Source organism: Bradyrhizobium sp. SZCCHNR1053, assembly GCF_032381235.1.
Lineage (GTDB): Bacteria > Pseudomonadota > Alphaproteobacteria > Rhizobiales > Xanthobacteraceae > Bradyrhizobium.
Genome location: NZ_JAUHJM010000005.1, coordinates 166,661 through 190,183 on the forward strand (window position 1 = coordinate 166,661; position 23,523 = coordinate 190,183).

The 23,523-nt window shown below is 65.7% G+C and carries 23 protein-coding genes, 1 tRNA gene and 1 pseudogene; 12 read left to right on the forward strand and 13 right to left on the reverse strand.

Annotation, left to right across the window (positions count from 1 at the left end; all coding sequences use genetic code 11):
* The 6 genes from QX051_RS14950 to secE form a co-directional block, all read right to left on the reverse strand.
* A complete protein-coding gene (locus QX051_RS14950) occupies nt 1–465 on the reverse strand; it encodes a (2Fe-2S)-binding protein (protein WP_315776633.1) in 465 nt (154 codons plus the stop codon).
* Between the two features lie 213 nt (nt 466–678).
* Nucleotides 679–1,629 carry a 2-hydroxyacid dehydrogenase gene (locus QX051_RS14955; RefSeq protein WP_315776634.1) on the reverse strand — a complete coding sequence of 317 codons (951 nt, stop codon included), beginning with the start codon at nt 1,627–1,629 and terminating at the stop codon, nt 679–681.
* Between the two features lie 79 nt (nt 1,630–1,708).
* Nucleotides 1,709–2,401: a 50S ribosomal protein L1 gene (gene rplA / locus QX051_RS14960; protein ID WP_315776635.1), complete on the reverse strand. Its 693-nt coding sequence runs from the start codon at nt 2,399–2,401 to the stop codon at nt 1,709–1,711.
* 6 nt (nt 2,402–2,407) lie between these two features.
* Nucleotides 2,408–2,836: a 50S ribosomal protein L11 gene (gene rplK, locus QX051_RS14965; RefSeq protein WP_012045056.1), complete on the reverse strand. Its 429-nt coding sequence runs from the start codon at nt 2,834–2,836 to the stop codon at nt 2,408–2,410.
* A gap of 313 nt (nt 2,837–3,149) precedes the next feature.
* Nucleotides 3,150–3,707, reverse strand: coding sequence for a transcription termination/antitermination protein NusG (nusG, locus tag QX051_RS14970; RefSeq protein ID WP_284423110.1), 558 nt, complete (start codon nt 3,705–3,707; stop codon nt 3,150–3,152).
* Nucleotides 3,707–3,898, reverse strand: a complete 192-nt coding sequence (gene secE, locus QX051_RS14975) for a preprotein translocase subunit SecE (protein WP_006611822.1) — start codon at nt 3,896–3,898, stop codon at nt 3,707–3,709. The genes nusG and secE overlap by 1 nt, the downstream gene beginning before the upstream one ends.
* A 425-nt stretch (nt 3,899–4,323) precedes the next feature.
* Between secE and QX051_RS14980 the strand changes: the two genes are divergently transcribed.
* A complete protein-coding gene (locus tag QX051_RS14980) occupies nt 4,324–5,565 on the forward strand; it encodes an ABC transporter substrate-binding protein (RefSeq protein WP_315776637.1) in 1,242 nt (413 codons plus the stop codon).
* An 89-nt stretch (nt 5,566–5,654) separates the two neighbouring features.
* Here QX051_RS14980 and QX051_RS14985 read toward each other — a convergent pair.
* Nucleotides 5,655–5,730: transfer RNA gene (locus QX051_RS14985), tRNA-Trp, on the reverse strand.
* Between the two features lie 150 nt (nt 5,731–5,880).
* Here QX051_RS14985 and QX051_RS14990 point away from each other — a divergent pair.
* Nucleotides 5,881–7,116 (forward strand): serine hydrolase domain-containing protein, encoded by a 1,236-nt coding sequence (locus QX051_RS14990; protein ID WP_315737582.1) that lies wholly within the window; start codon nt 5,881–5,883, stop codon nt 7,114–7,116.
* Between the two features lie 317 nt (nt 7,117–7,433).
* Here QX051_RS14990 and QX051_RS14995 read toward each other — a convergent pair whose 3' ends face one another.
* A complete protein-coding gene (locus tag QX051_RS14995; protein ID WP_315776638.1) occupies nt 7,434–8,201 on the reverse strand; it encodes an SDR family oxidoreductase in 768 nt (255 codons plus the stop codon).
* A gap of 320 nt (nt 8,202–8,521) precedes the next feature.
* Entirely contained in the window at nt 8,522–9,229 is a 708-nt protein-coding gene (locus QX051_RS15000; RefSeq protein WP_315776639.1) for a histidine phosphatase family protein, read from the reverse strand.
* A gap of 146 nt (nt 9,230–9,375) precedes the next feature.
* On the opposite strand from QX051_RS15000, the gene QX051_RS15005 reads away from it, so the two are divergent.
* From QX051_RS15005 to QX051_RS15025, 5 genes and pseudogenes are all read left to right on the forward strand, one after another.
* The gene (locus tag QX051_RS15005; RefSeq protein ID WP_315776640.1) at nt 9,376–10,161 is read left to right on the forward strand and encodes an SDR family oxidoreductase; all 786 of its coding nucleotides are present in this window, start codon (nt 9,376–9,378) and stop codon (nt 10,159–10,161) included.
* Nucleotides 10,162–11,038: 877 nt separating this feature from the next.
* A pseudogene (locus QX051_RS15010) lies at nt 11,039–11,299 on the forward strand (M20/M25/M40 family metallo-hydrolase); the annotation flags it as partial.
* 306 nt (nt 11,300–11,605) lie between these two features.
* A complete protein-coding gene (locus tag QX051_RS15015; protein WP_315737577.1) occupies nt 11,606–13,144 on the forward strand; it encodes a YadA-like family protein in 1,539 nt (512 codons plus the stop codon).
* A gap of 17 nt (nt 13,145–13,161) precedes the next feature.
* Nucleotides 13,162–13,734 (forward strand): hypothetical protein, encoded by a 573-nt coding sequence (locus QX051_RS15020; protein ID WP_315776641.1) that lies wholly within the window; start codon nt 13,162–13,164, stop codon nt 13,732–13,734.
* Nucleotides 13,735–14,137: 403 nt separating this feature from the next.
* Complete coding sequence (locus tag QX051_RS15025) at nt 14,138–14,422, forward strand: hypothetical protein (protein WP_315776642.1); 285 nt, start codon at nt 14,138–14,140, stop codon at nt 14,420–14,422.
* Between the two features lie 152 nt (nt 14,423–14,574).
* Here QX051_RS15025 and QX051_RS15030 read toward each other — a convergent pair whose 3' ends face one another.
* Nucleotides 14,575–15,633: a phosphotransferase family protein gene (locus QX051_RS15030; RefSeq protein ID WP_315776643.1), complete on the reverse strand. Its 1,059-nt coding sequence runs from the start codon at nt 15,631–15,633 to the stop codon at nt 14,575–14,577.
* Between the two features lie 147 nt (nt 15,634–15,780).
* Nucleotides 15,781–17,016, reverse strand: a complete 1,236-nt coding sequence (locus tag QX051_RS15035) for an acyl-CoA dehydrogenase family protein (RefSeq protein ID WP_315776644.1) — start codon at nt 17,014–17,016, stop codon at nt 15,781–15,783.
* A gap of 232 nt (nt 17,017–17,248) precedes the next feature.
* On the opposite strand from QX051_RS15035, the gene QX051_RS15040 reads away from it, so the two are divergent.
* Together QX051_RS15040 and QX051_RS15045 are read left to right on the forward strand one after the other, a co-directional pair.
* On the forward strand, nt 17,249–17,920 hold the full coding sequence (locus tag QX051_RS15040; RefSeq protein ID WP_315776645.1) for a TetR/AcrR family transcriptional regulator: 672 nt from the start codon (nt 17,249–17,251) through the stop codon (nt 17,918–17,920).
* 37 nt (nt 17,921–17,957) lie between these two features.
* On the forward strand, nt 17,958–18,203 hold the full coding sequence (locus tag QX051_RS15045) for a hypothetical protein (protein ID WP_315737571.1): 246 nt from the start codon (nt 17,958–17,960) through the stop codon (nt 18,201–18,203).
* Between the two features lie 114 nt (nt 18,204–18,317).
* Here QX051_RS15045 and QX051_RS15050 read toward each other — a convergent pair whose 3' ends face one another.
* Complete coding sequence (locus tag QX051_RS15050; RefSeq protein WP_315776646.1) at nt 18,318–19,544, reverse strand: CaiB/BaiF CoA-transferase family protein; 1,227 nt, start codon at nt 19,542–19,544, stop codon at nt 18,318–18,320.
* A 329-nt stretch (nt 19,545–19,873) separates the two neighbouring features.
* On the opposite strand from QX051_RS15050, the gene QX051_RS15055 reads away from it, so the two are divergent.
* On the forward strand, nt 19,874–20,428 hold the full coding sequence (locus QX051_RS15055) for a hypothetical protein (RefSeq protein WP_315776647.1): 555 nt from the start codon (nt 19,874–19,876) through the stop codon (nt 20,426–20,428).
* A 64-nt stretch (nt 20,429–20,492) separates the two neighbouring features.
* Here the strand turns inward: QX051_RS15055 and QX051_RS15060 are convergent, their stop codons facing one another.
* Nucleotides 20,493–21,242, reverse strand: a complete 750-nt coding sequence (locus tag QX051_RS15060) for an NUDIX hydrolase (protein ID WP_315737568.1) — start codon at nt 21,240–21,242, stop codon at nt 20,493–20,495.
* A gap of 117 nt (nt 21,243–21,359) precedes the next feature.
* Between QX051_RS15060 and QX051_RS15065 the strand changes: the two genes are divergently transcribed.
* Both QX051_RS15065 and QX051_RS15070 read left to right on the forward strand, forming a co-directional pair.
* On the forward strand, nt 21,360–22,397 hold the full coding sequence (locus QX051_RS15065) for an SPFH domain-containing protein (RefSeq protein ID WP_315776648.1): 1,038 nt from the start codon (nt 21,360–21,362) through the stop codon (nt 22,395–22,397).
* Complete coding sequence (locus tag QX051_RS15070; protein ID WP_315776649.1) at nt 22,384–23,316, forward strand: sugar kinase; 933 nt, start codon at nt 22,384–22,386, stop codon at nt 23,314–23,316. The genes QX051_RS15065 and QX051_RS15070 overlap by 14 nt, the downstream gene beginning before the upstream one ends.
* The last annotated feature ends 207 nt before the right edge of the window (nt 23,317–23,523 follow it).

Genomic DNA, 23,523 nt, shown 5'->3' on the forward strand with positions numbered 1-23,523 from the left:
TCAGCCCTCCAGAGTCTTGGCGGCCGAATGAATTGCGGCGCGGATGCGGACATAGCTGGCGCAGCGGCAGATGTTGCCGTTCATTGCGAGATCGATGTCCTGGTCGCTGGGCTTCGGGGTCAGGCTGAGCAGCGCGGCGGCGCTCATCACCTGGCCTGACTGGCAGTAGCCACATTGTGGCACATCATGCGCGGCCCATGCCTTCTGGACGGCAACCGCCTCTTTGCTGGAGAGTCCCTCGATCGTCGTCACCTCGCTCTTCCCGACTGCCGACACCGGCAACGAGCACGAGCGCACGGTCTGGCCGTCGATATAGACTGTGCAGGCCCCGCATTGCGCAACGCCGCAGCCATATTTGGTGCCGGTCAGCCCAACATTGTCACGAATGGCCCAGAGCAAGGGAGTGCCGGGGTCGACATCAACCTGATGCTCCCGCCCATTGATCTTCAAAGTGAACGCCGCCATGGCCCCTCGCTCTATCTGTCGTCCTAACAGCAAGAGTTAGAAGCATTCGAGAATGGTTCGCAATTCACAGAGATGTGCAGTGCGTCAAAATATTTCTGCGCGGGGCGGAACGTTTTGGACGTAGCCCGCATCAGCGTCAGCCACAGCCCGCAAAGGCGAAAGCGACATGGGGGATGGTCCGTCCCGGGTCGTTCCGTTCGCCCGGGTTACGAGCTACTTGACTTGATAAGGCATCATCTCGCCGCCGAAGAACGCTGTGAGATTCGCCACCACGCAGGCCTGCATCGCGACGTGCGACTCCCTGGTGTTGCCGCCGATATGCGGCGTCACCACCACGTTGGGCAGGGAGGTCAGCTCATCCGGCGCATGCGGCTCCGTCTCGAACACGTCGAGACCGGCACCGGCAACGGTACCCTCCTTGAGCGCCGCCACCAGCGCCCGCTCGTCGATGACCGAGCCGCGCGAGATGTTGACGATGTGGCCGTCGGTGCCGAGCTTCTTGAGGAGGTCGGCGTTGACGACGTGGGTGGTCTCGGCGCTGGCGCGGACGGCGATCATCAGCACGGTGCACCATTCGGCGAGCGCATCGAGGCTCGGGAAATATTGATACGGCAGATCGTCATAGCGGGTGCGGTTGAAATAGCCGACCTCAGTCTCGAAGGCGGCTACGCGGCTCGCGATCTTGCGGCCGATCTCGCCCATGCCGTAGACGCCGACCTTGCAACCGGCGAGACTGGGCGGCGGCTTCATCAGCGGCGATGGTTTTGCGGACGCCCAGCCCCCGTCGCGGACATAGGCGTCTGCCACCGTCAGCCGCCGCGTGGTCGCCAGCATCAACATCACAGCGACGTCTGCGACCGCCGCGGCATTGGCGCCCGGGCTGTGGCCGACGGCGATGTTACGGGCCGCGGCCGCCTTCAGGTCGACGCCGTCGTAACCGGTGCCATAGCAGACGATGGCCCCGAGCGCCGGCAGCCTGTCCATGTCGGCAGCCCCCAGCGGCGTGCCGCCGGCCGTGATCAGCGCCCGGATCCGCGCGACCTCGTCCGCCGGAAACACCTCGTGCGCCGGCTTGCCGCCGCTGTCGAGCAGATCGAACCGACCAGCAAAGCGCTGGGTCAAGGATTTCGGCAGGCGGGAATAGATCAGGACCTTGTCGGGCATGTCGGCGGGCACTCCAAAATGCGAAGGGCGGGACCGATGAACGATCCCGCCCTTCCTAATCTATCTTATGCCTGGCCGCTTACGCGAGCACGGTGCCCGGCTCAACCTTGACGCCCGGGCCCATCGTCGACGACACGGCGACGCGCTGGACGTAGGTGCCCTTGGCGCCCGCCGGCTTGGCCTTCACGACCGCATCCGCCAGCGCCTTGATGTTCTCGACCAGCTTGTCCTCGGCGAACGAGGCCTTGCCGACGCCGGCCTGGATGATGCCGGCCTTCTCGACGCGGAACTCGACCGAGCCGCCCTTGGCGCCCTTGACGGCGCCGGCGACGTCCATGGTCACGGTGCCGATCTTCGGGTTCGGCATCATGCCGCGCGGACCGAGCACCTTACCGAGACGGCCGACCAGCGGCATCATGTCGGGGGTGGCGATACAGCGGTCGAAGTCGATGGTGCCGTTCTGCACCTTCTCGACCAGGTCCTCCGCACCGACCACGTCGGCACCGGCGGCCTTGGCCTCGTCGGCCTTGGCACCGCGGGCGAACACGCCGACGCGGAGCGTACGGCCGGTGCCGTTCGGCAGCATGACGACGCCGCGGACCATCTGGTCGGCGTGGCGCGGATCGACGCCGAGGTTGATCGAGACCTCGATGGTCTCGTCGAACTTCGAGACGGCCCGCTCCTTGATCATCTTGATCGCGTCAGCCAGCGGGTAGAGCTTGGTGCGATCGATGCCCTCGCGGGCCTTCTTCAAACGCTTTCCGATTGCCATGGCGCTTTACCCCGCAACTTCCAGACCCATCGAGCGGGCAGAGCCCTCGACCATCTTCATGGCCGACTCGATCGAGTCGCAATTCAGGTCCTTCATCTTCTTCTCGGCGATCTCGCGCACCTGCGCCTTGGTCACCTTGCCGGCCTTGTCGCGGCCCGGCGCCTTCGAGCCGGACTGGATCTTGGCAGCCTGCTTGAGGAAGTAGGACATCGGCGGGGTCTTCATCTCGAAGGTGAAGGACCGGTCCGCATAAATAGTGATGACCACCGGGATCGGGGTGTTCTTCTCTTCCTTCTGGGTCTGCGCGTTGAACGCCTTGCAGAACTCCATGATGTTGAGACCGCGCTGACCGAGCGCGGGGCCGATCGGGGGCGACGGGTTGGCCGCACCGGCCGGAACCTGAAGCTTCAGGTAACCGGTTACTTTCTTTGCCATTATGACTCTCCAACGCGTTCGCGATTCTGCCTGATGCGAACGCAACGCCTTCGGGCGACAAAACCCTCAGGCGAGGTTTGGGACCGTGGTCCGGCGCGCTTGATCCGGCTGGCAAAGCCGGTCACGCCTCCCACGAACGAAATCGCCCCCCGGTTGGGGAGCGAAGGGCGCCCGATACACGAGATCGAACGAAAAGGAAAGGGCTGAGCCCTTTCGTAGCCCGGGCGAGCGCAGCGTCCCCCCGGGGGGCATCGCCGGCATCGGTGTGAACCCGGATGTCGCTGCGCTCATCCGGACTACGACCCCATGAGGCTCAGCCGACGATCTTCTCGACCTGGTTGAATTCCAGTTCGACCGGGGTGGCGCGGCCGAAGATCGACACCGCGACCTTGACCCGCGAGCGGGCCTCGTCGATTTCCTCGACCACGCCGGAGAACGAGGCGAACGGGCCGTCGGCGACGCGGACGTTCTCGCCGATCTCGAACGACACCGAGGATTTCGGCCGCTCCACGCCTTCCTGCATCTGGTTCAGGATGCGCATCGCCTCGCCTTCGGAGATCGGCATCGGCTTGTTCTCGGCGCCGAGGAAGCCGGTCACCTTGGGCGTATTCTTGATCAGGTGGAACGCCTCGTCGGTCAGCTTCATCTTCACCAGCACGTAGCCGGGGAAGAACTTGCGCTCGGCGTCGATCTTGCGGCCGCGGCGCACCTCGGTGACCTTCTCGATCGGCACCAGCACCTGCTCGAACAGGTCCTCGAGATTGCGCTGCTTGGCCTGCTCGCGGATCGACTCCGCGACCTTCTTCTCGAAGTTCGAATAGGCGTGGACGATGTACCAGCGCTTGTCGGAGCTTTGCGTTGCGGTTGCCATCAGTGAATGCCCAGCACGAGGGTGATGAGATAACGGATGATCTGATCGGCGGCGAAGAAGAACACCGAGGCCAGCGCCACCATCACGAACACCATGATCGTGGTGATGGTGACCTCGCGACGGCTCGGCCACGAGACCTTGGCGGTCTCCGAGCGCACTTCCTGCAGGAATTTGAACGGGCTGGTAGCCATCGTCAGGGGTCCGCGTCCGTCATCGGACGATTGAAGAGTTGACTGGGAAAACCGAACAGCCGTCCTTGGCCCACCCTCTTGTCGGAGAGATGAGCCGAATCCACGGGCTCGCTTGTTCGGGGAGTGAAAAGCCGCGCCGGATATCCGCTTTTATCGCGGGCCGGCTGCAGGTTATCGAGATATCTACTGTCGGGCCGGCCAAAGGTCAAGATATGGGCATGCCGGGCGTCGGCGGCCATTCCCGCGTCAGGCCCCCGCCTGGTCCGCCACAACGCGGTTTTTCGTGCAACGGCAGGCCATTTCCGCACCACGGCAGGTTGAGCAGTTGCCGCGACGAAATGCCCGTGGTGGAGCAGCTCCTGCTCTTGCCGGGCCTGCGCCACCCGCTCATTCTCGTCCGCACAAGAACAATCCGGAGGAAACCCATGACCTTTGCCCCGCGCAAGGGACGGACGCGCCTTGCCGCCGTCAGCCTTGCTGCTCTCGGTCTTGCCGCTCTCGCCCTCACCGCCGTCCCTGCCTGTGCCCAGGCCCAAGCCCCGCTCAAGATCGGCGTGCTCAGCGACTTCTCGTCGGTCTATTCGGACATCGGCGGCCAGGGCAATCTCGAGGCCACCAAGCTCGCGGTCGAGGAGTTCGGCGGCAGCATGTTCGGCAAGCCGATCGAGGTAATCAGCGCCGATCCGCAGAACAAGGCCGACATCGCCGCCGCGATCGTGCGCAAATGGTACGAGAACGAGGCCGTCGACATGGTCATCGACATGCCGACCTCGGCCACCGCGCTGGCCGGCATGGAGATGTCGAAGCAGTTCGAGAAGCTGATGATCGTGACGGATGCCGCGAGCTCCGACATCACCGGCAAGTCCTGCTCGCCCTACACCGTGCACTGGACCTACGACACCTACGGCAACGCGCACACGGTCGGCAGCGCCATCGTCAAGAACGGCGGCAACACCTGGTTCTTCATCACCGCCGACTATCTGTTCGGCCATTCGATCGAGCGCGACACCGGCGACGTCGTGCGCGCGGCCGGCGGCACGGTGGTCGGCAGCGCCCGCCATCCCCTCAACAACCAGGATTTCTCGTCCTTCCTGCTGCAGGCGCAGGCCTCCAAGGCCAAGATCATCGGCATGGCCAATGGCGGTGGCGACACCATCAACACCATCAAGCAGGCCGCCGAGTTCGGCATCGTCGCCGGCGGCCAGAACCTCGCCGGCATCGTGATGTTCATCTCCGACATCCACAGCCTCGGCCTGAAGCTCGCCCAGGGCCTGATCATCACCGAGGCGTATTACTGGGATCTCAACGACCGCACCCGGGCGTTCGGCAAGAAGTTCTTCGAGCGCATGAAGCGGATGCCGACCATGAACCAGGCGGCGACCTACAGCGCGACCCTGCACTATCTCAACGCGGTCAAGGCAGCAGGCAATCGCGACACCAAGCCGGTGCTCGCCAAGATGCGCGAGACCCCGGTGCGCGACGCCTTCACCGACAACGGCGTCGTCCGCGAGGACGGCCGCATGGTGCACTCGATGTTCCTGTTCGAGGTGAAGAAGCCCGAGGAGTCGAAGGGCCCGTGGGACTATTACAAGGTGCTGGCCGAGGTGCCCGGCGACCAGGTGTTCCGGCCGATGAAGGACGGCAACTGTCCTTATGTGAAGCAATAAGGGGTTGCTGAAATGCATTCGGGGCTCGCGCGTTGCGGGCCCCGGCCTAACCTGTCTCGTCGATTTTTGGCTTAAGTGCTTGATCTCGCTGGCAGGAGTGGAGAGGCTCGAACTCCCAACCCCCGGTTTTGGAGACCGGTGCTCTACCAATTGAGCTACACTCCTAGCGAGCCGGGACAGTGTCGCCGGTTCGCGCGCTTTGAAGCATAGACCTCCCCCCGAATGCAAGGGTGCAATGGGGCAAATCGACTGGTCAGACCACAACTTCCGCGCCAGACTTGATGCAAACCGACAACAGGACTTCAGGGAGAGCCCATGACCCCGCCGACTACCGCATCAAGCGCGCACCTTTCCGCGCTCCGCTCGCTGACGCCGCCGCTGCCGGATGACCGCCCCGAGGCGCTGGGCCTGTCCCAGGCGCCGCTGCAGCGAGCTTCGGATGCGTTCAAGCGCGAGGCCGACAAGGGAACCATCCCCGGTGCCACCTTGCTGGTCGGCCGCCGCGGCCGGATCGGCTGGTTCGACGCCATCGGCCGGCAAGCGCCCGACGCCGACACGCCGATGCGGCCGGATTCGATCTTCCGCATCTTCTCGATGACCAAGCCGATCGTCTCGCTCGGGATCATGATGCTGGTCGAGGACGGCGAGCTGCTGCTGTCCGACCCGGTCGCCAAGTTCATCCCGGAATTCGGCGAGCAGAAAGTGGGCGTCGAGACCGGCGGCAAGCTGGAGCTGGTGCCGGTCGCCCAGCCGATGACGGTCCAGGACCTGCTGCGCCACACCTCGGGCTTGGCGTATGAGCACACCGGCACCGGGCCGGTGCACCAGCTCTACCAGCAATCGCGGGTGCGCAGCCGCAAGATCACCAATGCCGAGCACGCGGCCATCCTCGCCGGCCTGCCGCTGATCTGCCAGCCCGGCGCCGAGTTCAACTACAGCCGCTCGACCGACATCCTCGGACGGATCATCGAGGTCGTCGCAGGCACATCGCTCGGCGCCTTTCTCTCCGAGCGCATCCTCAAGCCGCTCGGCATGAATGAGACCGGCTTCTTCACGAGCGAGGCCAATGCGCACCGGCTCGCCGAGCCGTTCGCGAAGGACCCGTGGACCGGCGAGGCGGTCAACCTGTTCAAGATGACCGAGCAGCCGCTGATGGAATCCGGCGGCGGCGGGCTGGTGGCGACCACGATGGACTACGCCCGCTTCTGCGCGATGCTGCTCAGCAAGGGCAGCCTCGACGGCACCCGGCTGGTCGGCCGCAAGACGCTCGAGCTGATGGCCTCCGACCATCTCGGTCCACATGTGAAGACGCAGGGCACGCTGCTGTCGCCCGGTCACGGCTTCGGCCTCGGCTTCGCCGTGCGCCGCGAGGCCGGCATCGCCCCCTTCCCCGGCTCGGCCGGCACCTTCTTCTGGAGCGGCATCGCCGGGACGTTCTTCTGGATCGATCCGAAGGAGGATCTGTTCTGCGTGTTCATGGCCCAGGCTCCCGGACAGCGCGACTATCTGCGCACGCTGGTGCGCGACGTGGTGTACGCGGCGGTGGAGTGAGGGCGCCTGCTTCGTAGCACGGATGAGCGCAGCGACATCCGGGATATCCGCTCTCGTCATGTGACCCCGCATATCGCTTCGCTCATGCGGGCAACAACGCTGTGTTCGCGGCGAATGCGGGCCTGCCCCGTTTGCCCGGATGGCGCGACAACCACTGCTGTCGTCCCGGCGAACGCCGGGACCCATACCGCGTGATTTGTCGAGGGACGTCACTGCCAGTTGCCGGCCTCATGCCGGCCGGTGGTTATGGGTCCCCGCGTTCGCGGGGACGACACCGTTGGATGAGGCCATGGCACCGGCCCCACTGACAGCTCTCCTCAACTGATCGTCGCGCCGCCGTCGATCACCATGGTCTGGCCGGTCATGAAGTTGCCCGCGGCGGAGCCCAGGAAGACGGCGGCGCCGGCGATTTCGTCGGGGATGCCGATGCGGAGCAGCGGCGAGCGGGCGGTCGAGGCCTTCAGGTTCTCCGGATTGTCCCACAGCGCTTTGGCGAAATCGGTCTTGATCAGGCCGGGCGCGATGCAGTTCACGCGCACATTGTGCGGGCCGTATTCGCAGGCGAGGTTGCGCGCGAGCTGCATGTCGGCGGCCTTGGAGATCGCGTAGGCACCGAGGATGGTCGAGCCCTTCAGGCCGCCGATCGAGGACACGATGATGATCGAGCCGTCCTTGCGCGCGATCATCTGCGGCACGACCATGCTGATCAGCCAGTTGTTGGCGACGATGTTGTTGTCGAGGATCTTGCGGAACTGATCGTCGGAGATGCCGGCGAGCGGCCCGTAATACGGGTTCGACGCGGCGTTGCAGACCAGCACGTCGATCTTGCCGTAGATGCGGTTGGCCTCGTCGACGAGGTTCTGCAGGTCCTCCTTGCTGGAGATGTTGGCCGCAACCGCAGTTGCCGTGCCGGCGCCGAAGCGGTCGTTGAGCTCCTTCGCGACGGCGTCGCAGACATCGGCCTTGCGCGAGGAGATCACCACCTTGGCGCCGTGCTCGGCCATGCGCTCGGCAATGGCGAGCCCGATGCCGCGGGTCGATCCGGTGATCACGGCGACCTTGCCGGTCATGTCGAACAGGGTCATTGGGGTGTTCCTCCTACCTACTAGATGTTGTTAGTTCAAAAAGAGCATCGCGCACTTCTTCCGCGGTGCCAGTGACTGCTCCCTCTCCCCTTGTGGGAGAGGGCGTGTACGACAGAGCCGCAAGTTCGGTAGGGTGAGGGGTATGTCTCTACGAGTCGAGATCGCGGAGAGATACCCCTCACCCGGCATGATCGCGCTGAGCGCGATCATGCCACCCTCTCCCACAAGGGGAGAGGGTGCACTGCCCGTGTGGCGACAAAAGTTGATGCACCAAGCTTGAACCGGGCGCGAACGACGCATGGAGTATATCGCCACCCCCCTCACGCCAGCTTGCTCGTCGTCAGCTCCGGACCGGCCGGCTGATGCATCGCCTTGTGCCTTGCATCCGCGATCCACGGCTGCTGATTGACCATCGGCAACCGCCACGTGCTGGTCTCGCCGCTCACGATGTGATCGAGCCGCGTCACCGAGCAGTTGTCGATGTCGAAGGCGAGGCCCTTGTCGACCAGGCCGCCGAGCGCGAGGCCGACCGCGGCCTTGATGGTGCCGCCATGGCCGATCGCGATCACGTCGCGGCCCGCTTCGGCCTGCGTGATGCGCGCGATCGCCGCAGTCACGCGGGTGTACAAATCCATGTAGCTCTCGCCGCCGGGCGCCGGCTCATCGATGGCGGCGAACCAGTGGCTGCCCGCCGGACGGCTCGCCAGGAACGCGGCGCGGTTCATGCCCTGCCATTGCCCGAGATGCTGCTCGGCAAAGGCGGCCTCCTTGATCATGGTCGCAGGCCGCGGAAAGCCGGCGGCCCAGATCGCCTCCGCAGTCTGATGCGTACGCATCAGATTGCTCGCATACCACACCGCGCTGCGCGGCAGGATTTTCGCGACCGCCTCGAACACCTCGCGATCGGAGGTATCGCAGGCGATGTCCGACTGGCCGTAGATGTTGCCGCCGTCGCTGCGCACCGGCGCGTGACGCACCCACCACCAGCGCGTGGTGACGACAGAAGGTTTCGTTCCATCAGCCGACATCGCTCAAACCCTTCCCTCCGCTCGTCTCTCGCTGTACGTGAAGGCCTAGATCGTCTCAAGCCGCTTGGCGATCTCAGCACGTTTGAAACGGCGTTTGAATTCCGTTGCGCGGCACGCAACTGATTACAATTGAAGCAGGAGGAAACATGGGCCGCCTCGAAGGCAAATCCGTCATCATCACCGGCGCCGGCAGCGGCATCGGCCGCGCCGCATCGCTGATGTTCACCAGGGAAGGCGCGCGGCTGATCGCAGTCGATCGCAGCGAAGGCGTCAAGGAGACCGTCGAGCTCGTCAAGCAGCAGGGCGGCATCGCAGAAGCCGTGATCGCCGACGCCGGCTCCGAGGCCGATGTCAGCCGCTTCATCGATCGCGCCGTTGCGACCTATGGCAAGCTCGACGTCATCTGGGCCAATGCCGGAATCTCCGGCGGCTTGATCCCGATCGCCGAGCAGACCGTCGAGCACTGGCAGGAGATCCTGCGCATCAACCTGATCGGCCCGTTCCTCGCGGTCAAACACGCGATGCCGCACATGGTGCGGCAGCAGCGCGGCGCCATCGTCTGCACGGCCTCCGTTGCGGGCCTGAAGTCGGGCGCCTCGGGCCATCCCTATGCCGCAAGCAAGGCCGGCGTCATCAGCCTGGTGCAGACCACCGCCTATTCGCTGTCCGGCACCGGCGTGCGGATCAACGCGGTCTGTCCCGGCCTGATCGAGACCGGCATGACCAAGCCGATCTTCGACGGCGCCAAGGAGCGCGGCACCGAAGGCAAGATCGGCCAGCTCAATCCGCTGAAGCGTGCCGGCCAGCCGCACGAGATCGCCGCCATGGGCCTGTTCCTCGCCAGCGACGAGGCGTCCTACGTCAACGGCCAGGCTTTCCCGGTCGACGGTGGCCTCACGGCATCGATGCCATACGCGGGAAAACCGATTTAGCCGGGTTGCCGCGCCAAACACCGGTGTCCTCCCGCAGAACGCCGGGACCCATATCCCCTGGCCGGAATGAAGCCCGCAACTGACAGCGACGTCCCTCGCCAGATCACGCGGTATGGGTCCCGGCGTCCGCCGGGACGACAGCTGTTGTTGCCGCGCCACTGCGGCCCGTTCAGCACAGCTGCGCGCAACACACTCCGCTGTCGTTCCCGCGAACGCGGGAACCCATACCGCGGAATCGCGCGAGCAACGCGGCTGCCGGCTGTCCGTCAGGCGACGTTCCTTTCTGCAGCCGTCATTGCGAGCGCAGCGACGGAGTTCAATCATGATGACCGCGTGCAATCATGCAAAATTCTTCCCGCGACGCCTTCGCGCCCGAGTGATCCCGAATTTCACCGCCCTCTCGCATCGAGGACGCAGGGAAGGCCAGGCGTCGGCTGACGCCTGCGGCCCACCTGCGAAAAAAATGCAGGCGGCAGGTACCACAGGTGCAGCCGAGAACGCCCGGCCTTCCCTGCGCGACGGTCTTAACGCTTACTTCGTGCTCTCCCCGGGGACCGGCTTGATTGCCCCCGTGATCGACGCAACTCGCGAGCGCTGGCGTCAACTTGACCTCGGCACCGGGGTATCAGGACCACGCGACTTCACGTCCGCACACTGCCGTTGGTCCGCACATCAGATAAGCATGCTGCGGCAATCCGCGGCCATCGCCTCCCCGCCTCGCCTGTCGTGACGATCGCGCGCAACGCCCCTCCGGTGAGGCGGGATGGGATAAGCAAATTACAAATTCCGAAAAAGCGAAAGAAGAATCTTTCGCCTTCGCCGCTGGACGGGACGATCGCCTTGATCGCGCTCGCAAACTCTTTTTTGTCGGCGCCAAGACCATCCGCTGGTGACGATTGCCAAGACCCTGGCGGGCCGCAACAGCCACATCAAGGTGTCCTACGGCACCGAGGCCGGGCTGTTCGTCGCGATGGCCGATATTCCCTCCGTGGTGATCGGCCCCGGCGCCATCGCCCAGGCGCACAAGCCGGACGAGTTCGTGGAGGTGGCCGAGCTGGAGCAATGTGCCGACATGATCGAGAAGCTGATCGCAAGGTGCAGCGAGCCGAATGGGTTGGATAAACTGGCAAGGCACTGACCCTGATGCCAGCCGCGACCGAGCAAATACGATGAGAGCTGAGCTGAATTTCCTGTCCAGCAGCGATGCCGATCCGCATTTCAAAATATTCCATGTGGCCTGCCGGCCACAGCTGCGCGCGATGGAACCCGCTAAACTGTTCGCGCTTGCGGCGCGGATGTCGGGTTGCCGACGTTGATGCGCCCGGGCTCTCGGTCAGGCAGGTCGGTCTTGCAGGGCGACTCGTGGGCCGAAGCAGATGGGGTTGGGGGACTCTCGATGCAGGTGATCCGGGGCACAGGCCGTGCGGCTGGCGGCAGGTTTGGAATGCGCGCGCGCCGTACCGATCATGGTCGCCTGCGATGGATCGCGGCTGCCGTCCTGCTCTCTTGTGCCGCCCTGCTTCACCCGGCGCCGGCGGCGGCGCAGTTCGTCTGCCAGAGCACCTCCGGCAGCGGCCAGGGCAGCAACGCCTTCGGCTCGACTCTGCCAAACAACGTGGCCTGCGGCATCAGCGTCGACGCCACCGGCGTGAACTCGGCCAACACCGGCCTCGGCGTCAGTGCCAACGCCAGCGGCTCGGCCTCCGCCAACGTCGCGGTCGGCGGCGGCGCATTGAGCTTCAGCGCCCCCAACGCCTCCGGCCTCAACTCGACCAATATCGCCATCGGCGGCGCCGATGCCAGCAGCGGGCTCGACTCCCGCAACATCGCGATCGGCACCAACGCCAATGCCAGCGGGTCGGTGTCCAACAATATCGCGATCGGCACCAATGCCGTTGCCAGCGGCACCGGCGTCGCCGCCACCGCGATCGGCCATGCGGCGACGGCGAGCGGCGACCGCGCCGTCACCGTCGGCGCCAACAGCAGCGTCATCGGCACCGACAGCAGCGCCTATGGCAGCGGCAACATCGTCACCGGCAACAGCAGCGGCGCCTTCGGCACCGGGCAGCACGTCAACGGCAATGGCAGCTTCGCCATCGGCGATCCCAACGTGATGAACGGCAACAACAGCTTCGTCTATGGCGACAACAACACGATCAACACGACCGCCGCCGCAGGCTTCGGCGACAACATCCAGGTGATCGGCTCCAACAACACCGTGGCGGCGACCGCGAGCGCCAACAGCGCCTCGATCCTGGGCAGCGGCAACACCGTCAATGCCGCCAACGCGATGGTGGTCGGCAATGCCAACACGGTGAGCGGCGTCGGTGCGCTGGTGATGGGCAACAACAGCACGGTCAGCGGCGCAGGCGCCGTGGCGCTCGGCTCCGGCACCGCGGTCGCGGGCACCAATGCGGTGGCGATCGGCGCGGGCACGGCGGCCGCCGGCGACAATGCGGCCGCGCTCGGCGCGGGCTCGAGCGCGAACTTCGCCAACTCCACCGCGATCGGCACCGGCGCCGCGACCACGCGCGCCAACCAGGTCGCCGTTGGGACCGCCGCCAGCACCTACACGCTCGCCGGCATCACCTCGGCCGCCAGCAGAAGCGCGCAGTCGGGATCGGTGCAGCTCGTCACCTCGGACGCCTCGGGCAATCTCGCCACCACGACGCTCGCCAGCCTCGGGCTTGCCTCGGCCGGCGACCTCGACCGCATCAACACGCGGCTGAACGATCTGTCGAGCCGCAACAACAAGGCGATGAACGGCGTCTCGATGGCGTTCGCGATGGCCGGCGTGCCGACCCTAATGCCGCAGGAACGCTTCGCCGTGACCATGAACTGGGGCAATTTCCAGAGCACCAACGGCGTTGCCGTCAACGCCGCGGCGCGGATCACCGATCGGGTGCAGCTCAATGCCGGCCTCGGCTATGGCGCCAACGAGAACCTGCTGGGCGCGCGCGTCGGCGTGCGGGTGGGCTGGTAGATCGCCTCGCGATGGTGTTGCGCAAGCTCGTTGGCAAGCCCGTCGGCAAGCTCCTGGCCGGCCTGATCCTGTGCGTTGTCGCCGCAACGGCGGCCGAGGCACAGGACCCGCGCCCCGCGGCCTCGCCGACGCCGACCCAGGCGCCGGCGCAAGCATCCTTGCCGGTCAGCCCGGAGCAGGCGCTCTATCTGATCCGCTCGACGCTGCTGTCGCTCAACGATGCCAACCGCAGTGGCAACTACTCGGTGCTGCGCGATCTCGCCGCACCCGACTTCCAGGCCCGGAACGCCGCCGCCGATCTCGCGATCGCCTTCATCGACCTGCGCCGGCGCAACGTCGATCTCTATCCCGTGGCGTTGGCCGCGCCGCAGCTCTCCACCCCGCCCTATCTCGATCCCGGCAAGATGCTGCGCCTGACCGGCTTCTTCCCGACGCGGCCGCTGCAGATCAATTTCGACCTGACCTTCCAGAACGTCGACAATCACTGGCGCATCTTCGGCCTCTCGGTGGCGACGCCGCAGGCGCCGGAGCCCGCCCCCGCGGCGTCACCGACGCCGGCCAGAAAAGGTGCGGCAACGGGGAAGAATTGAGCGCGGCAGCTTGCCGGTCATCCCCGGTGTCACATTCCGGGATCGACCGACGAGTTGCGACGTTGAAAACGTCGATTGGACATTCGATCCCTTCACACACGTCATTCCGGGGCGAGGCGCGAGCCCGGACTCCATTTGACGGCGGAGTTCAGCGCCAGAGGGAGCCCGGGCTCGATGCTCCGCATCGCCCCGGAATGACGAGCGTGGCGCGGCATGTCTTCCGTCATCGCGAGGCGCCGGGCTCAGGGTCGCGCCATGTCGTAACGAGCGACCGTCTGGTTCAAACCACGACAGGCGTGCCTGCCACCAATTCTTGCTTCGCGTCTCGAACCGCCCTCTCTTGCGCGCCGTCGAACCTCGCAAGCGGACCATTCCGGCTTCGCCGAACCGAAGGATGGATCACATGTCGAGGATATCGAAACTGCCCGCGCTTGCCTTGATCGCTGCCATGGCGGCCGGCGCGGCTGCAACGAGCGCCAGCGCGCGCGAGGTCCAGCTGCCCCGCTGCGAGCTTGTCTCCTGGGGCGCCTGCGGCACTCCCGAAACGACGATTCAACAGGCCTCCCGGTCGCGCAGCCGCGACACCTCGCCGACCTACATGAAGCAGACCGATCCGCGCTACAGCAACGCGATGATCACGGCTGGTGGGGGCGGTGGAGGCGGTGGCGGTGGGGGCGGCGGCCGCTGACGAATGCGGCCTCGAAGCCCGGGCGAACGCAGCGACCACGGGGTCGCTCGCTCCACGCAGCATTCCGGCGCGAGAGGCCCCCGCATGTCGCTTCCGCCGTCGCTCTCCGAGCTTCGGCGTCAGCTCATGCGGGCTGCCGAACCGCCCGCGCCTTACGCTGCGCCCGCCTTCTGCGCGTAGGCCCAGGCCTGCTTGGTCATCGGCACCATGCGCTTGACCGACTCGATCGCCTTGTCGTTGGCAGCGGTGCCGTCGCGGATGCGGCCGATGATCCCCTGCAAAATGCCGGCGAGCCGGAACAGGTTGTAGGCGAAGTACCAGTTGAGGTCCGGCAGCTTCACGCCGGTGACGCCGCAATAGATCGCGGCCGCCTCCTCCATGGTCGGGATGTTCTTGGCCTTGAGGTCGACGCCGTCGAGGCCCGGCATGATCCACTGCATCAGCAGATAGGTGAAGTCCGCCATGGGATCCCCGAGCGTCGACAGCTCCCAGTCGAGCACCGCGATGACGCGCGGCTCGGTCGCGTGGAAGATCATGTTGTCGAGCCGGTAGTCGCCATGCACGATCGAGACGCGCTGCTGCGCCGGCAAGGTGCGCGGCAGCCATTCGATCAGCTTCTCCATTTCGGGAAGGTGCTCGGTCTCGGACGCACGATACTGCTTGGTCCAGCGGTCGACCTGACGGGCAAAATAGTTGCCGGGCTTGCCAAAATCGGCGAGGCCGATTGCGGCGGGATCGTAGGTGTGCAACTTCGCCAGCGTCTCGATCTTGCTGGTGAAGATCGCGCGGCGCTGCGGCGCGTCGACATGCGGCAGGGTCGGATCCCAGAACACCCGGCCCTCCTCCATCGACATGATGTAGAAGGCAGCGCCAATGACGCTGTCGTCGTTGCACAGCGCGTAGGCCTTGGCGACGGGAAAGCCCTGCTTGCCGAGCGCGGCGATGACGCGGAATTCGCGATCGACCGCATGCGCTGACGGCAGGAGCTTGCCGAACGGCTTGCGCCTGAGCACGTAGGAGCGCGCCGGCGTGTTGAGCCGATAGGTCGGATTGGACTGGCCGCCCTTGAACTGCTCGACGGTGAGCGGGCCGGCATAGCCCTCGACATGCTCGGCCATCCACGCCGCGAGCTTGGCTTCGTCGAAGCGGTGCCGCTCCTCGACCGGCTTGGTGCCGGAGAATTCTTCGTCCTTCTTGACGCCGTCGGCCACGACGAACTCCCTTGGGTCATATTGAACGTAGGGTGGGCAAAGCGAAGCGTGCCCACCGCTTTTCTCGGAGACTGGAATGGTGGGCACGCGCCTGCCCGCGCGCTTTCGCGCCCGGGCCGACGCTTTGCCCACCCTACAAGGTCTGCGTCAATGCCGCGGCTCGTTGGCGTACTTCTTCATCTCGAGCCGGGCGATGGCGCGGTTGTGCACCTCGTCGGGGCCGTCGGCAAGACGGAGCGTGCGGATGTTGGCGTAGTCCTTGGCGAGACCCGCATCATCTGACACGCCGGCGCCGCCGAACGCCTGGATCGCGTCGTCGATGATCTTGAGCGCCATGTTGGGCGCCGCCACCTTGATCATCGCGATCTCGCCCTGCGCGGTCTTGTTGCCGACCTTGTCCATCATGTCGGCGGCCTTGAGGCACAGCAGACGGGTCATCTCGATGTTGGTGCGGGCCTCGCCAATGCGCTGCTCCCACACCGAGTGCTCGATGATCTTCTTGCCGAAGGCCTGGCGCGTCATCAGCCGGCGCACCATCTTCTCCAGCGATTCCTCGGCCTTGCCGATGGTGCGCATGCAGTGATGGATGCGGCCCGGCCCGAGACGGCCCTGCGCGATCTCGAAGCCGCGGCCTTCGCCGAGCAGGACGTTTTCCGCGGGCACGCGGACATTCTCCAGCAGCACCTGGGCGTGGCCGTGCGGCGCGTCGTCGAAGCCGAATACCGGCAGCATCTTCTCGACCTTGATGCCGGGGGTGTCGAGCGGCACCAGGATCTGCGACTGCTGCTGATGCTTGGCCGCCGACGGATCGGTCTTGCCCATCAGGATCGCGATCTTGCAGCGGGGATCGCCGACACCCGACGACCACCATTTGCGGCCGTTGATGACGTAATGATCGCCGTCACGCGTAATGCGGGTTTCGATGTTGGTGGCATCGGACGAGGCCACCGCGGGCTCCGTCATCAGGAAGGCCGAGCGGATCTCGCCGTCCATCAGCGGGCGCAGCCATTTGCGCTTCTGCTCCTTGGTGCCGTAGCGGATGAACACCTCCATGTTGCCGGTGTCCGGCGCCGAGCAGTTGAACACCTCCGAGGCCCAGGAGATGCGGCCCATCTCCTCGGACAGCAGCGCATATTCGAGATTGGTCAGACCGGCACCACGGAACTCGTCGTCCTCGTGCTCCGACGGCGGCATGAACATGTTCCAGAGGCCTTCCGCCTTGGCCTTGGCCTTGAGGTCCTCCAGGATCGGGATCACCTTCCAGCGATCGCCCTCGGCGTCCTGCTGCTTGTAGATCGGCACCGCCGGGCGGACATGCTTGGTCATGAAGCTGCGCACGCGCTCCAGCCATTCCTGCTGCTTCGCCGACATCGTGAAGTCCATGGGACTCTCCTCAGGGTTTCCTCGAGATTGTTTTGACCGCAGTGTCGGTCCGCACGTCGCGTTCTTGCAAGTGTGATCTTGCGCGGCACGACCGCGCGAACCGTCGCTGCAGTGCCAAAATGTCGTCTCGCGGAAGCACCGCGATTGACATTCCGGCCGTCTCAAACAATAGTTTCATACAATTGTTTGAAACGCAACTCCCCACCCTGCTTCGTCGTTCGGGAGGACCAGCATGGCGACCGACCAGACCCGGACTGCGATCCTGATCGCCGCCGAGCGGCTCTATGCCGAGTGCGGCTTCTCCGACGTGACCTTGCGCGACATCGTGGCGGAGGCGAACGTCAATCTCGCCGCGGTGAACTATCATTTCGGCTCCAAGGACGAGCTGATCGCCGAACTGTTCGTGACCCGCTCGATCGCGCTCAACCGCGAGCGGCTGCGCGAATTGCGCGCAGCGGAGGATGCCGGCGGCGGCCGCGCCGACATCAGCGACATCCTGCGCGCGCTGGTCGGCCCGATCCTGCGCGGCTGCCTGGGGCCGGAGAACCAGCGTTCGGCGGTGGCGCAATTCATGATCCGCGCCTCGATCGAATCGGTGCCGCCAATCCGCCGCATCAAGAACAAGGAAATCGACCATCTGCGGAAGTTCGCCGCGGCGATGAAGCGCGCTTTGCCCGACAGCTCCGAGGTCGACCTGTTCTGGGGCCTGCATTTTGCGCTGGCGATGGCGCATCACACCATCCGCGAGAGCGAGCGGCTGACCAAGCTCTCCGACGGCCGCTGCGACCTCGACGATGTCGAGGATGTGATCGCGCGGGTGGTGCGCGGTGCCGTGCTCGGCTTGACGACGCGCGTGCCGGCGGCAAAGTCACAGGCCAAGGTCGCAGCGCGCGAGGCGCGCTAGACCTCGTGCTCCGCTGGATGAGAAGGAAGCTCGCCTGATGACGCAGCGCCTGCGATTGATCATGGCCGTCGCCGCCACGGCGCTCGCGATGGTGACCGCCAGCGAGCCGGTGCTGGCCCGTGGCGCCGCCGCCAGCATCATGAACTCGCCGGGCTATCAGCGCCGCCTGCAGGAATCGCGGCAGCAGCTTGGCGCGCCGCCGCGGGCCCCGTTGTTCGAAGCGCCGCACTCCTATTCCCCGTGGAAGGCGAAGCGGCACCGGCATCACCGCCACGCCCACTGATCGTACGCTACACCACGTCCTCTGCTTCAAACTGCAGCCCGGATGAGCGCAGCGACATCCGGGGTCCTCACCGGCGGTAGTGGCGATCCCGCATGTCGCTTTCGCTCATGCCGGCTACACCACGCCCTGCTGCTTCAACGCCGCGATCTTCGTCTCGTCATAGCCGAGCTGCGCCAGCACATCCCGGGTGTGCTCACCGAGCAGCGGCGGCGCGCGGTACTCTGTGATCGGCGTGCCCGAGAAGGTGAGCGCATTGCGGATCAGCGACAGCTGCGGCTCGAACGGGTGCTCGACCTTCACCTCCATGCCGCGCGAGCGGACATGCGGATCGGCGAACACGTGCGCAAAATCGTTGACGGGCCCGCACGGCACGCCCGCCTTCTCCAGCTCCTCCAGCCAGTGCGCCACCGAGTTCTTCAGGAACAGGCCGGCAAAGATCGCCATGATCTCCTTGCCGTTGACGACGCGGTCGTTGTTCTTGACGAATTTCGGATCGGTGGCGAGCTCCGGCGCCCCTAACACGGCGCAGGTGCGCGCGAATTGCGCGTCGTTGCCGACCACCAGCATCAATTCGCCGTCGGTGCAGCGGAACACGCCGGCCGGCATGCCGCCATTCCCCCAGGTGCCGCGGCGCGGCGGCGACTTGCCGTTGACCAGGAAGATCTGGGCGTAGTGCGACAGCGAGGCGATCACGGTGTCGAACAGGCAGACGTCGACGTGCTGGCCACCGCCACCATTGACGTCGCGGTGATAGAGCGCCGAGAGGATGCCGATCGAGGTATTCATGCCGGTCATGTAATCGACGATCGACGGCCCGACCTTCATCGGCCCCGCCCCCGGTTCGCCGTCCATGTGGCCGGTGACACTCATCAGCCCGCCCATGGCCTGGAAGATCGCGTCATAGCCGGCGCGCGGGGCATACGGCCCGGTCTGGCCGAAGCCGGTGACCGAACAATAGATCACGTCCGGGTTGACCGCGCGGATCGCCTCATAGTCGAGGCCATAGCGCTTGAGATCGCCGACCTTGTAGTTCTCCATGAAGACGTCGCAATCCTTGGCGAGCGCGCGGATGATCTCCTGCCCCTCCGGGCTCGCGATATTGACGGTCACCGACTTCTTGTTGCGGTTGGCGCAGATGTAAAACGAGTTGTTATTGTTGGCCTTGCCCTCGGGTTCCTTGAGGTAGGGCGGGCCGAAGGCGCGGGCGTCGTCTCCCGTGCCGGGCCGCTCGATCTTGATCACCTCGGCGCCGAGATCGGCCAGCATCTGCGCGGACAAGGGTCCGGCGAGCACGCGCGTCAGATCGAGAATCTTGATGCCAGAAAGCGGCAGGGCCGACATGGAGTTCCTCCGGGAGCCTTATTCCTTGTGGCGGATTTGCTCTGCGAGGCACCGCCTGTCACCCGCGGATACACCATTTCGTGCCCCGGAGCACTGCGCTGGCGGCATGCGGCCTTGCCCGGCACAGGATGTCACCCGGATTCGCGACGCTCACCGAACCGGTAGCACCCATTGGGAATGCGCCCGCAATCACCGGGGCACGCGCCGACTTTCTTGCTTCGTTTTGTGTGCGACGGGAGTCCAGACACATCCGGACACAGGGAACAAGGAGCCGTTAAGCGTTACAACCACAGCTGGAGACAGGTTTGATGTCTTACCCGGAGCACACCATGACTTCGATCTCTGCCTCCTCGATGAGCGGCTTTTCGCCGCTCGACCTGCTCAAACAGGAGCTCACCAAGGAAGTCTCGGCCGGCAAGGTCAGCTCGACCGACCAGACCGCCTTGTCGTCGGCGCTCGACGACATCGACTCCGCATTGAAGAGCGGCGGCAACAGCTCGTCCTCGTCGTCGACCTCCAGCACGCCGCCCTCTCCCGAGGAGATGCAGTCGAAGATCGACGATCTCATCCAGAGCGAGGTCGACAGCGGCAAGCTCACCTCCGACCAGGCGACCGAATTGAAGAACGTATTCGCCAATGCGTTCTCGGGCGGCGGCGCCGGCGGTCCGCCGCCCGCACCAAGCGACGATGCCAGCAGCGACACCACGTCGAGCACCTCGTCGTCGTCCTCGTCGAGCTCATCGTCTCAAGTCGAGGAGCTGTTGAAGAAGCTGCTCGACGCGCTGCAGAGCTCGAACAGCAGCAAGACCTCGTCCTACAGCGCCAGCGGCACCAGCTCGTCGAGCTCGTCCAGCAAGTCGCTGGTGGTCGACTTCTCGGCATGATCCGGCGGTCTCACCATTGTGCCCGCGGTCTGTCGCAGCGGGCTACGTGGAGAAACCGGCGGCGTCACTCCGGCGCATTGAACGTCCGCGCGAAATACACCGGCGCAGCCGTCTTTTTCAGGCGGTAGAGCTGCGCCGGCCGGTTCGGCCCCTTGCGCATCTTGGCGATCGGCTCGATCAGGTCGGCCGACAGCATGCGGGTCCGGAACGCGCTCTTTTCCAGCGCACGATCCAGCACGACCTCGTAGGTCCGCTGCAGCTCGGGCAAGGTGAACTCCTCCGGCATCAGATAGGCCGGCAGCGAGGTGTACTCGACCTTGTTGCGCAGTCGCTGCACCGCAGCGCGCAGGATCTCCGCATGATCGAAAGCGAGCTTCGGCTTCACGCCGGTCCCGTCGAGCGGAAACCATTGCGCGTCCGCGGCGAGCGCCGTCTCCGCCGCTGACGCCGGGACCAGCGCAAAATACGCGTGGGTCGCCGACCAGCCGCGGGGATCGCGGTTCGCGCTGCCCCAGCTGCCGAGTTGCTCCAGATACGGGCTGACGACGCCGGTCTTCTCGACGAGCTTGCGCCGGGCGCAGGCTTCGAGATCGCGATCCGTGTCGACATCGACGAAGCCGCCCGGCAGCGCGAAAGCGTCCGGGAACGGCTCACCCTCGCCGTGACCGCGGCGCACCAGCAGCACGTGCAGCGCCTCCAGGCGGATCGTGAAGATGACGACGTCGACCGTCGTCAACGGGCGCGGGAAATTAAGCCCGGCCCCGCCTCGCCCGATCTCGCCCGCGCCGCCGCCTGGTTCTTGCCGTCCCGCCATGCCGCCCCCTGACCGCCTTGCCGAATTTTGCCCCTTGACACTAGCACGCTTAGTTGTACTGTCCAACTTACTTAGTTGGCGTAACACACTTACGCCATCAGACGTCAGGAGGCCGCCATGTTCGGCATTCGCTTCATCAAGGCCCAACCCACCACCTACCTCCTCAAATACCGCGCCGGCGCCGTCGTCGAGGAAGGCGCCGGGCTCTCCACCTTCTATTACGGGCCCGCGACCTCGCTGGTCGCGATCCCCATCGGCAGCCGCGACGCCGCCTTCATCTTCCAGCAGATCGCCCGCGACTTTCAGACGCTGACGATCCAGGGCCAGGTCACCTACCGCATCGGTGAGCCGAGGAAGGCAGCGGCGATGCTGAACTTCACCCTCAAGCGCGACGGCAAGACGTACGAGTCGGACGACCCGGAGGAGCTGCCGCAGCGCGTGCTCGGCGCGGTCGAGGTGCTGGCACAGCAGGCGGTCAAGGACATGACCCTGAAGGAGGCACTGCGCGCCTCCGACCGCATTGCCGAGGCGATTGCGACCGGACTAAGGCAACGCGCCGATATCGATGCGCTCGGCCTGGAGATCCTCGGCGTCGCCGTGCGCGCGGTGAAGCCGACGCCGGAGACCGCCAAGGCGCTCGAGGCCGAAGCGCGCGAGGCGATTCTGAAGACCGCCGATGAAGCGATCTTCGCGCGGCGCAACTTTGCCGTGGAGCGCGAGCGGGCGATCCGCGAGAGCGAACTCGATACCGAGATTGCGGTCGAACAGAAAAAGCGCTCGATCCGCGAGACGCAGATGGACGCGGAGGCCAGCGTCGCGGCGAAGAAGAACGAGCTGCGCGAGGCCGGCATGGTCGCCGACATCGGGCTGGAGGCCAAGCGAAAGGACTTCGTCGCGCTGAATGCGTCGAACACCCGCACGCTGGCCGATGCCGAAGCCTATCGCGTCGGCGCGCTGATGAAGATCTTCGAGGGCGTCGACACCCGCGTGATCCAGGCGCTGGCCGCCACCGGCATGCAGCCGGGCCAGTTGATCGCACAGGCGTTTTCGGGTCTCGCGGAGAAGGCCGAGAAGATCGGGCAGCTGAATGTCTCGCCCGAGCTGCTGAACAGCCTGATGCAGAAACCCGCGGAGGCTGCCCGTGTCCGGCAATGACCGCAAGGTGGTGCTGGTCACGCGAAGGACGCGGCTCGAGGAGCTGATCGCAAGGTTCCTCACCGCGGACCAGGCCCGCTTCTATGTCGAGCATCTCGGCGCCGACTTCTCCGACTATGAGCGCGAGCACGCGGCCTACCAGGCCGCGCGCTTGACCAGCGTCCAGACGCTGGAACGCTGGGGCCGCTACCAGATCGTCGACCGCAGCTTCCTGCCGAACTTCCTGTTCGGCCCGGCCGACATCGTCGCGGCGCTCGGCCCGGACGGCCTCGTCGCCAACACAATGAAATATCTCGACGGCCAGCCGTTGCTCGGCCTGAACCCGGACGCGGCCCGGCATGACGGCGTGCTGCTGCCGTTCGCGCCGGAGAACCTCGCGAGCCTGCTGCCCGAGGTCGCCGCCGACAAGCGCGCCGCCAAGGCGGTGACCATGGCACGCGCAAGCCTCGCCGACGGCCAGGTGCTGCATGCCGTCAACGACCTCTTCATCGGCGCGCGCACCCATGTCTCGGCCCGTTACGAGATCGCGACGCGCGACGGCCATGAGCGGCAGTCCTCCAGCGGCCTGATCGTGGCAACGGGGCTCGGCTCGACCGCCTGGTTCAAGAGCATCGTCACCGGCGCGCTCGCCATCGCCGGCAGCTTCAGTGGCCGCACGACGGGCGGCGACTACAGTCCCCTGCCCTGGGACGCCCGCGCGCTTCGTTTCGCCGTGCGCGAGCCGTTCCCGAGCAAGACCTCGCAGACCTCCCTGGTCTGCGGCGGCCTCATGGGCGCCGAGACCCTGCGCCTGCGCTCGCTGATGCCGGAGAACGGCGTCATCTTCTCCGACGGCATCGAGGCCGACCATCTCGACTTCAACGCCGGGACCGAGGCGGTGATCGGAATCGCGGAGCGGCAGGGCCGGCTGATCGTGTAGTTTGGTCCCGCAGGTCGCATCGTTGGCAGCGTAACGCGCTCTTGCCGCGTCATTGCGAGCGCAGCGACGCAATCCAGACTGTCTCTGCAGAAAGATTCTGGATTGCGTCGCTTCGCTCGCAATGACGGAGGAAAGACCAAGCGTCCATCTTCCACATGTCGTCGCTGCGGGCGCGCTGCCGTAGGGTGGGCAAAGCGGCCGCCGAAG

Excerpts from the sequence above, each read along its gene's own strand:
- QX051_RS14950 (WP_315776633.1), bottom strand. The coding sequence starts at position 465 with ATGGCGGCGTTCACTTTGAAGATCAATGGGCGGGAGCATCAGGTTGAT.
- QX051_RS14955 (WP_315776634.1), bottom strand. The coding sequence starts at position 1,629 with ATGCCCGACAAGGTCCTGATCTATTCCCGCCTGCCGAAATCCTTGACC.
- rplA (WP_315776635.1), bottom strand. The coding sequence starts at position 2,401 with ATGGCAATCGGAAAGCGTTTGAAGAAGGCCCGCGAGGGCATCGATCGC.
- rplK (WP_012045056.1), bottom strand. The coding sequence starts at position 2,836 with ATGGCAAAGAAAGTAACCGGTTACCTGAAGCTTCAGGTTCCGGCCGGT.
- nusG (WP_284423110.1), bottom strand. The coding sequence starts at position 3,707 with ATGGCAACCGCAACGCAAAGCTCCGACAAGCGCTGGTACATCGTCCAC.
- secE (WP_006611822.1), bottom strand. The coding sequence starts at position 3,898 with ATGGCTACCAGCCCGTTCAAATTCCTGCAGGAAGTGCGCTCGGAGACC.
- QX051_RS14980 (WP_315776637.1), top strand. The coding sequence starts at position 4,324 with ATGACCTTTGCCCCGCGCAAGGGACGGACGCGCCTTGCCGCCGTCAGC.
- QX051_RS14990 (WP_315737582.1), top strand. The coding sequence starts at position 5,881 with ATGACCCCGCCGACTACCGCATCAAGCGCGCACCTTTCCGCGCTCCGC.
- QX051_RS14995 (WP_315776638.1), bottom strand. The coding sequence starts at position 8,201 with ATGACCCTGTTCGACATGACCGGCAAGGTCGCCGTGATCACCGGATCG.
- QX051_RS15000 (WP_315776639.1), bottom strand. The coding sequence starts at position 9,229 with ATGTCGGCTGATGGAACGAAACCTTCTGTCGTCACCACGCGCTGGTGG.
- QX051_RS15005 (WP_315776640.1), top strand. The coding sequence starts at position 9,376 with ATGGGCCGCCTCGAAGGCAAATCCGTCATCATCACCGGCGCCGGCAGC.
- QX051_RS15015 (WP_315737577.1), top strand. The coding sequence starts at position 11,606 with ATGCGCGCGCGCCGTACCGATCATGGTCGCCTGCGATGGATCGCGGCT.
- QX051_RS15025 (WP_315776642.1), top strand. The coding sequence starts at position 14,138 with ATGTCGAGGATATCGAAACTGCCCGCGCTTGCCTTGATCGCTGCCATG.
- QX051_RS15035 (WP_315776644.1), bottom strand. The coding sequence starts at position 17,016 with ATGGACTTCACGATGTCGGCGAAGCAGCAGGAATGGCTGGAGCGCGTG.
- QX051_RS15040 (WP_315776645.1), top strand. The coding sequence starts at position 17,249 with ATGGCGACCGACCAGACCCGGACTGCGATCCTGATCGCCGCCGAGCGG.
- QX051_RS15045 (WP_315737571.1), top strand. The coding sequence starts at position 17,958 with ATGACGCAGCGCCTGCGATTGATCATGGCCGTCGCCGCCACGGCGCTC.
- QX051_RS15050 (WP_315776646.1), bottom strand. The coding sequence starts at position 19,544 with ATGTCGGCCCTGCCGCTTTCTGGCATCAAGATTCTCGATCTGACGCGC.
- QX051_RS15055 (WP_315776647.1), top strand. The coding sequence starts at position 19,874 with ATGACTTCGATCTCTGCCTCCTCGATGAGCGGCTTTTCGCCGCTCGAC.
- QX051_RS15060 (WP_315737568.1), bottom strand. The coding sequence starts at position 21,242 with ATGGCGGGACGGCAAGAACCAGGCGGCGGCGCGGGCGAGATCGGGCGA.
- QX051_RS15065 (WP_315776648.1), top strand. The coding sequence starts at position 21,360 with ATGTTCGGCATTCGCTTCATCAAGGCCCAACCCACCACCTACCTCCTC.